The organism is Pantoea dispersa, from assembly GCF_035783935.1.
In the GTDB taxonomy this organism is placed as follows: Bacteria; Pseudomonadota; Gammaproteobacteria; order Enterobacterales; family Enterobacteriaceae; genus Pantoea; species Pantoea dispersa_C.
This window is the reverse complement of the sequence record NZ_JALKOV010000054.1, coordinates 1-255: the sequence shown is the minus strand read 5'-3', so window position 1 is coordinate 255 and position 255 is coordinate 1. Positions and strand designations below refer to the sequence as shown.

At 57.3% G+C, this 255-nt stretch carries 1 rRNA gene; it reads right to left on the bottom strand.

What is annotated here, in order from left to right:
- Nucleotides 1-255: ribosomal RNA gene (locus MXF20_RS23510) — 16S ribosomal RNA — on the bottom strand; the annotation flags it as partial.

Sequence of the window (255 nt, the reverse complement as noted above, 5' to 3'; positions counted from 1 at the left end):
GTGTGGCTGGTCATCCTCTCAGACCAGCTAGGGATCGTCGCCTAGGTGAGCCATTACCCCACCTACTAGCTAATCCCATCTGGGCACATCCGATGGTGTGAGGCCCGAAGGTCCCCCACTTTGGTCTCGCGACGTTATGCGGTATTAGCTACCGTTTCCAGTAGTTATCCCCCTCCATCGGGCAGTTTCCCAGACATTACTCACCCGTCCGCCACTCGCCACCCAAAGAGCAAGCTCTTCTGTGCTGCCGTTCGA